At 67.4% G+C, this 6,906-nt stretch carries 8 protein-coding genes and 2 pseudogenes; 4 read left to right on the plus strand and 6 right to left on the minus strand.

From position 1 onward, the window contains the following. The 3 genes and pseudogenes from ACSDR0_RS48765 to ACSDR0_RS48775 form a co-directional block, all read left to right on the plus strand. Positions 1-94 (plus strand): annotated as a pseudogene (locus tag ACSDR0_RS48765) (IS5/IS1182 family transposase); the annotation flags it as partial. 275 nt (positions 95-369) lie between these two features. Then, positions 370-1,131 carry an SDR family oxidoreductase gene (locus ACSDR0_RS48770; protein ID WP_435295809.1) on the plus strand — a complete coding sequence of 254 codons (762 nt, stop codon included), beginning with the start codon at positions 370-372 and terminating at the stop codon, positions 1,129-1,131. Between the two features lie 192 nt (positions 1,132-1,323). After that, a complete protein-coding gene (locus ACSDR0_RS48775) occupies positions 1,324-1,794 on the plus strand; it encodes an SRPBCC family protein (protein WP_435295810.1) in 471 nt (156 codons plus the stop codon). Here the strand turns inward: ACSDR0_RS48775 and ACSDR0_RS48780 are convergent. Then, on the minus strand, positions 1,791-1,916 hold the full coding sequence (locus tag ACSDR0_RS48780) for a hypothetical protein (RefSeq protein WP_435295811.1): 126 nt from the start codon (positions 1,914-1,916) through the stop codon (positions 1,791-1,793). The genes ACSDR0_RS48775 and ACSDR0_RS48780 overlap by 4 nt on opposite strands. Before the next feature lie 504 nt (positions 1,917-2,420). On the opposite strand from ACSDR0_RS48780, the gene ACSDR0_RS48785 reads away from it, so the two are divergent. Next, positions 2,421-3,287 carry an N-acyl homoserine lactonase family protein gene (locus tag ACSDR0_RS48785; RefSeq protein ID WP_435295812.1) on the plus strand — a complete coding sequence of 289 codons (867 nt, stop codon included), beginning with the start codon at positions 2,421-2,423 and terminating at the stop codon, positions 3,285-3,287. A 326-nt stretch (positions 3,288-3,613) separates the two neighbouring features. On the opposite strand, the gene ACSDR0_RS48790 is transcribed toward ACSDR0_RS48785, so the two are convergent. The 5 genes and pseudogenes from ACSDR0_RS48790 to ACSDR0_RS48810 form a co-directional block, all read right to left on the minus strand. After that, on the minus strand, positions 3,614-4,006 hold the full coding sequence (locus ACSDR0_RS48790) for a CPCC family cysteine-rich protein (RefSeq protein WP_435295813.1): 393 nt from the start codon (positions 4,004-4,006) through the stop codon (positions 3,614-3,616). A gap of 702 nt (positions 4,007-4,708) precedes the next feature. Beyond that, positions 4,709-5,344 (minus strand): hypothetical protein, encoded by a 636-nt coding sequence (locus ACSDR0_RS48795; RefSeq protein WP_435295814.1) that lies wholly within the window; start codon positions 5,342-5,344, stop codon positions 4,709-4,711. Beyond that, positions 5,256-6,128: a S8 family serine peptidase gene (locus ACSDR0_RS48800; protein WP_435295816.1), complete on the minus strand. Its 873-nt coding sequence runs from the start codon at positions 6,126-6,128 to the stop codon at positions 5,256-5,258. The genes ACSDR0_RS48795 and ACSDR0_RS48800 overlap by 89 nt, the downstream gene beginning before the upstream one ends. Then, the gene (locus ACSDR0_RS48805; RefSeq protein WP_435295815.1) at positions 6,017-6,799 is read right to left on the minus strand and encodes a S8 family serine peptidase; all 783 of its coding nucleotides are present in this window, start codon (positions 6,797-6,799) and stop codon (positions 6,017-6,019) included. The genes ACSDR0_RS48800 and ACSDR0_RS48805 overlap by 112 nt, the downstream gene beginning before the upstream one ends. Before the next feature lie 13 nt (positions 6,800-6,812). Continuing rightward, positions 6,813-6,906, minus strand: a pseudogene (locus ACSDR0_RS48810) (IS5/IS1182 family transposase); the annotation flags it as partial.

The raw sequence follows: 6,906 nt of genomic DNA on the forward strand, positions 1-6,906 counted from the left end.
CCTCCACCGGCGCTACGAACGCCGCGCCGACCACTTCGCGTCCTTCGTCGCTATCGCCGCAGCCCTCATCTGCTACCGCCGGCTCACCAAATGAGTCACCGTCTTAGGGTCGCTCCGCACGCAGATCAAGGGCGGCCTGAAGAATCACCGTTCGCGATCGTGCCGCGCCGCCGACCTTTCCAGTCACGAGGACACCCTACCATAGAAAACGTAACGTATCGTTCTTGACAGCATCGCCGCCGCCTGTCTTAATATGATCAGCCGAACGTTACGTTACGTTTCATATTTGGGAGCACATACGTTCCGGCGCTCGGCCGAATCCGGCCCGACCGGGAGATCAACTCCCGGCTCCAACGAATCTGGAGCACCATGACGTCATCCATCCTGCTCACCGGCGGCACTGGCACCCTGGGGCGCCTGGTCCTGCCGCTCCTGCATGACGCCGGCTGTGACGTGCGGGTGCTCAGCCGGCACGGCCGCGCGCCCTGCAACGGCGTCGAGTACGTGAGCGGCGACTTACTCAAGGGCGAGGGAATCGAGCCCGCGGTAGACGGGGCCGAGATCATCTTGCACTTGGCGGGCAGCGCCAAGGGCGATACCGAGGCGACCGATAACCTGGCACGGGCCGCGTCGCGAGCCCGGGTGCGGCACCTGGTGTACATCTCCGTCATCGGCGCGGACCGGATCCCGCTGAGCTGGTTCGGCTCCAAGCTGGGCGCCGAACGAGCCGTGGCCGACTCCGGCCTGCCGTGGACGACGCTGCGGGCCGCCCAATTCCATGACCTTGCCCTGAAGACCGTGCAGGCGATGGCGAAGCTACCGGTGATACCCGTACCGGGCGGAATGCGGATTCAGCCGGTCGACGCGCGCGACGTGGCGGCCCGCCTCGTGATGCTGACACTCGACAAGCCCGCCGGCCTGGTGCCCGACCTGGCCGGGCCCAAGGTGTACGGGATGGCCGAGCTGAGCCGGGGATACCTGTGGGTGCGCGGTAAGCGCCGGCTGATGATGCCGGTCCGGATGCCGGGCAAGGTCGGCCGCGCCTACCGGGCCGGCGAAAATCTGTCTCTCGAAGGGGCTACTACGGGCAAGCGGACCTGGGAGGACTTCCTGACCGAGCGGCTGCGGTAGCACGCCAGCCCGTCGCGGCCTCGGGCGACGCGCTGATCGCCCATCTGTCGCGCCCTCAGTCACGCGCTTCGGACGTGGGAAAGTCTCCGCGACGACATGCCCCTCTGCGCCCGGCCTGCTGACGCGTTCCTGCCGGCCACCAGCGCCGGGTCCGCCCCATCCGATCTGGAAACAGCTATGGAGGACATCTCGATGAGCGAGCCCGAGTTCGCCTACACGACCTACATCAACACCACCCCTGAGCGCCTCTGGCAGGGGCTGACCGACCCTGCCATCACCCGATGCTGCTGGCGCGGGCTGGCTCTCGACTCGGACTGGAAGCCCGGCTCTACCGTGACCGTGCGCTACCCCGAGCACGACGTGACGATCGCCGACCCGGCCCAGCTTGTGCTCGAATCCGAGCCCGGCAAGCGGCTGTCCTACACCTGGCACACCTTCACCCCGCAATGGGCGGCGGTCAGCGGGTTCAGCGATGAACTCCTGGCGCGCTTTTCCGCCGAGCGCCGCTCCAAGGTGACCTTCGATCTCGAGGACCTCGGCGAGACGGTCAAACTGACCGTGGTCCACGACGACTTCGAACCCGGCAGCGCCGTCCTGACGGCCGTCACCAACGGCTGGCCACGCCTCCTGGCCGACCTCAAAACCCTCCTCGAAACAAGCTAGACCTGCTCGGTCAGGCGGATCAGTAGTTCGCCGGCGGCGTGGATGGTCCACATCAGGCCGAGGAGGTTGACGTCGACCATTCCCCGCCACTCACCTTGGTGATGCCGGGAGCCCGGATGCAATTCGACCTGGCCTCCTGACCGTATTGCCGCTTTCAAGGCCCTACGAGGCTTACCTCGGCTGCGGGTACGCGTCCACCCGGACAGCGTCCGGCGTCGGCGCCGAGATCTGATGAAGCGGCCCCACGCGCGGACCTGTGCCACCAAGCGGCCTGGGCAGCTGCGGACGGTCCGCTTCATCCACGCTCTTGTCTTACGTCTGGTCGTGGAGAATCCGCCCGGTGATCTCGGCGGATGCGCAGCGAGCTCGCGATCCTCGCATCACGGTTGCTTGGTCCACTGTTTGGGAGATCCTCAGGCGGGCGGATCTTGATCCGGCCCCGAGACGGGCGGCCACGGGCTGCCTCCCTGCATACCCAGGCGGAGGCACCGCCCGCGGCGACTTCATCAAGGACACGACGAGGCGCGATCGTCGCATGTGCGGGCGCCCAGAGCGCGCTCACCGGTGTCGGCTTTCCGCGTATGAATTCGACTAATTCAACTAATTCGATTAAGGAGATGAACGTGATGAACAGGGCAACGATCAACCAGGTGTCGATGGTCAGCACCGGATCGGTGTCGATCCACCCCGAGCACGTGTCCGCCACCCGCAAACCGATGTACTGGTGGCTGTTCACCTCGCGTCGCTGGACCCAGCCGCTGCCCATCAACGTCTACGTGATCGAGCACCGCGACGGTCTGGTGCTCTTCGACACTGGACAGGATCGTGCGTCGGTGACCGACCCCGGCTACTTCCCCGGCGGCATCACCGGGGTGATGTACGGTCGGCTGGCCCGTTTCGATATCGGCCCCGAGCAGACTCTCACCGCTCAACTGGCCGCCATCGGCTACGACATCGGCGATGTCCACACCGCGGTCATCTCCCACCTGCACCAAGACCACATCGGCGGGTTACGGGAACTGACCGGCGCCCAGATCGTGACCAGCCAACGCGAGTGGGAGACCCTCGCCGAGCCGCAACCGGAATTACGCGGTCTGCTGACTTCCCACATCGACCTGCCCGGACTGCGCTGGCGCCACATCACTCCCGAACCCCTCGCCGACCCCGCCCTCGCCCCCTTCACCACCGGCCATGACCTGTTCGACGATGGCAGCATGGTGCTGCTGCCCACCCCCGGGCATACTCCCGGGTCGCTGTCGATGCTGGTCCGCAGCCCTGGCCGAACACCGCTGCTCATGGTCGGCGACCTGACCTACGACTCGGCCCTGCTGGAGCGCGGCCAAGTGCCGGGCGTCGGTGAGAAGCGCAAGCTGGCCGACACCACACAGATGATCAACGAGCTCCGCCTGCGGAATCCTGGTCTGGCGGTTCTGGCCGCCCACGATCCGGGCGCGGCCTCCGGCCTGGCCGCCGCTGTCCAGACTCATCTCTGAGCAAGAAGAAGATCCATGCGACCCGCGGAGAAACTTCGCATCCTCAAATGTTGGGTCGGGGACGAGACGCCGTGCACCGTTCCGGGTGTCGGTTTCCCGTCCCGCCCGCCGAACCGGAGGTGCCCGTTGACTTGGCATCCGGCTCTCCACCTGATCCGATAGGTCAGGCGAGGGATTTGCTGACCTGGCCGACGAAGGCCATATCGTCGTGGCCTTCGTCGGCGGAAACGTGCTCCGTCGGGGTCCACCTCGACCGCCAGAGCACCGGCACGAAACCAGGCAACGGGCTGCTGATACGCCCGGACAACAGACTTGAGTCGGCCATGTCAGCTATCGGGGCGCCAGAATCCGGTGTCCCGATAGCGCCACCAATACAGGACAGTGTGATCGTCTGGCCACGTGGCCAACTGAACGGCCTGAGGCTCGAAGCGGTCGCGTTCGGAGTCGATGGGGCGCCAACTCGGGTCCATCGGCTCGTCGTCCTCAGGTGGACGAACGTGTTCCAGTGACCGCTCGTCGCATGCTCCGTAATCTTGAAAGTGCTGCTGGGCTTCGATCAACGAGGTTTTGTTGGCACCTGCGGCCCAGTTAGGCCATCGCAGCTGAACCGCGTCGTCCTCCCAGAAGCAGACCGGGCAGATCTGATAAGAGCCGGGCGGCTCCGCCATGGTCAGGCGGCCGCAGCAGACACAGGGATACTTCAGGATCACGCCGGTCATCCTGCCGCATATCAATGTGCAGCTCCACCGAGTGTTCCGCACCGCTCAACATGAGGATGAAGTCCCGGGCTTGGTGGTCGGCGGGAATGACGATGGGATACCTCAGCGGCCTTGAGTGATGTCTGGTTTCGGACTCTGGCACGAATTCCCGGAAGATGCTGTTCCCACAGTTGGCCGATGTGGTCCTCGAGCAGGTCCGCGCGGAGCAGCAGGTCGTGCGTGCGCGGGCCCGGACACGTTCGGGGGTGACACCTTGCCCGCGTGTGGGGACCTGGTTCGGCGGGTGCACGCCTGTCACGCGGGGCGTCTGGCGGATGTGCCGGTCGGTAACCCCACGGTGGTCGTCGGACTGCGCATATGCCGATTGGTGTGCGAAGCGCGCGGCCGTGTGCGGCAGACGTTCCGGGAGCCGCCGGTCCTGAGGTGCTAACACCCCGAGGGCTTCGGCATGCAGGGCTCTACCGTAGGCCTACGCCGAGCGGTTGCGTCCACCCATTGTTCTCACATGGTGCATCTTGGCCCGCGATATGCGGCGTGATCACGAGCCAGAGCAGGCTGACCTTCGAGGTCGCGGGGCCGCCGCTCTGTGCGCGCCAGTGGAAGCACGATTACGCCCGGCTGTTACCGGCATTCCCTGCTATGTCAACTCGTCCAGGCACTCCTGGTCACTCAGCGCTACTTGGCTCCGGGTGGCCCGTGTCTTCATCGGGGCCCATCCCAGATGGACCCCGATGGCGCTACTTCTTCTCGCAGGGTGCGATGGCCGAGGAAGACGTCGTCGATCCCCCACCACCCGGACAGCTGGCCGAGGAAGGTGAAGCGCAGCCGCACCGCGGGCCGGCCGACGGCCTGGGGCAGCTGCACGATCTGCGGCTCAGGCCCGCGAGCCCCGGGATAGCCGGCCTTCTTCCAGACGTTCCCCCATGTGCACCCGCCGTCGAGGCTGACGTCCACGAGCGCCGTGCCGTTCACCCTCGGCTCCAGGTCTGAGGCGAACTGCAGGGTGGGGGCGGCGGCCTTCGACAGATCCACGGCCGCCGATGTCAACGTGGTCTCCTGCACGTGGTGCAGGCCGTGGTGGTCGGAGTCCACGATCGCGAACCCGCCCGACCCGCCGGTCTTGTTGGTGCGGCCGGCAGGATCGCCGAACACCCAGCCGGGTTCGTGCATGTACCCGAGGAAGTCGGGATCGGTATTGGTGACGCTCGCCCCGCGCGGGAGCCCGGAGTCCAGCCGTTCTGTGACGCCCTCAAGGACCGGCTGGTAGCCGCGAGCCTCGCAGGCCGGGGTCACCGTCAGCGCGAAGTCCTCGGTGAGCGGCGCCGTGCCGACCGCCACCTGCCTGCTCGCCAGGGTGTAGCCGCGCGTCGCGGCCGCCGCCTTCAGCGTGTAGGTCGTGCCGGGTAGGGTAGGCGTCGGATTCCGCCGTCCACGTGTGCCCGGCCCCGCCGGAGGCCGTCACCTTGGCCGGTAGCGGCCAGCCCTGACCGCAGCCGTCGCGTACGGTGCCGCCGACCTCGACCTGCGCGGTCGGCGCGAGCCGCACGTCGAGCGTGACCGTGCCGTCCTTGGTGATCCTGGCGGTCGCCGTGGCGTCGGTGTAGCCGAACGCCTTGACGCTCACCTGGTACTCGCCGCCGACCAGCCGCAGCGAGTAGTCGCCCGTCTTGCCGGTCACGGTGTCGCGCCCGTGCGGGCCGGTCACGGTGACGGTGGCGTCGGCGTCGGCGTCGGCGACAGGCTCACCCGTCACCGCGTCGGTGACAACCCCGGTCAGCGTGCCGAGCCCAGCCTTGGCGACGGCCAGCAGCGCCGAGCCGTCCAGCCTGCCCTCGCCGTACACGTTGTTGTCCTCGGCAGGGCCGCCGCACTTGGCATCGGCCGTGTCGATCGCGGACGCGTCCAGCAGGGCTCGGGAGCCGTCGAGGTCGCGTACCAGGTCAGGGAAGGCGGACCACAGCAGCGCGACCGCGCCGGCCGCGTGCGGCGCCGCCATGGAGGTGCCCGACATCACGCCGTAGGAGCCGCCGGGCATCGCCGAGCGCACGTTGACGCCCGGCGCAGCGATGTTCGGCTTGGTCTCGCCGTTCTGGCCGGGGCCGCGGCTGGAGAAGGAGGCGATCGCGTTGCCGGCGTCGTAGGCGCGACGGAGTAGTTGAGCGTGCGGCTGCCCGGGGAGCCGCACGTCTTGCATGAAGGGCCGTTGTTGCCGTTGGCCCAGATGCCCATGATGCCGGAGGCGGCCCACGCCTCCAGGATGTCCTCGATGATCGGCTCGTCGGTCGGCACCGTCGAGCTCCACGAGTTGTTGATGATGTGCGGCCGCTTGCTGACGTCCGGGTTCTGGTCCTGGCTGTCGGTGGGGGCCAGCATCCACTGAGCGGAGGCGACGAGGTTCTCCTCGCTGCAGATCTGGCAGCCGTTCGCGGCAATCCACTTCACGCCAGGCGCCACGCCGATCTGGTTGCCATGGCCGTCGTCGCCGGCCATGGTGCCCATCGTGTGGGTGTCGTGCCCGTGCGTGTCGCAGGGAGCGCCGCCCTTGCAGTTCGCCGAGGTGTCCAGCCAGTTGTAGTCGTGGGTGACGGTGCCGTCGGCGTTGGTGCCACGGTAGGAGGCGCGCAGCGCGGGGTGGTCGAACTGCACACCGGTGTCGATGTTGGCGATGATGATGTCCTCGCTGCGCCGGCCGTACTCCTGCCAGACGTCGTCGGCATTGATGTTGGCCACTCCCCACTCCAGGCCGGTGCCGGCCGCACCGGTGGCGACGCGCTCCACCGGCTCGGGCAGCACGTAAGAAGTCGTCTCATTTGGTGAGCCGGTGGTAGCAGATGAGGGCTGCGGCGATAGCGACGAAGGACGCGAAGTGGTCGGCGCGGCGTTCGTAGCGCCGGTGGAGG

The organism is Streptosporangium sp. G11 (assembly GCF_051192615.1).
GTDB lineage: Bacteria > Actinomycetota > Actinomycetes > Streptosporangiales > Streptosporangiaceae > Streptosporangium.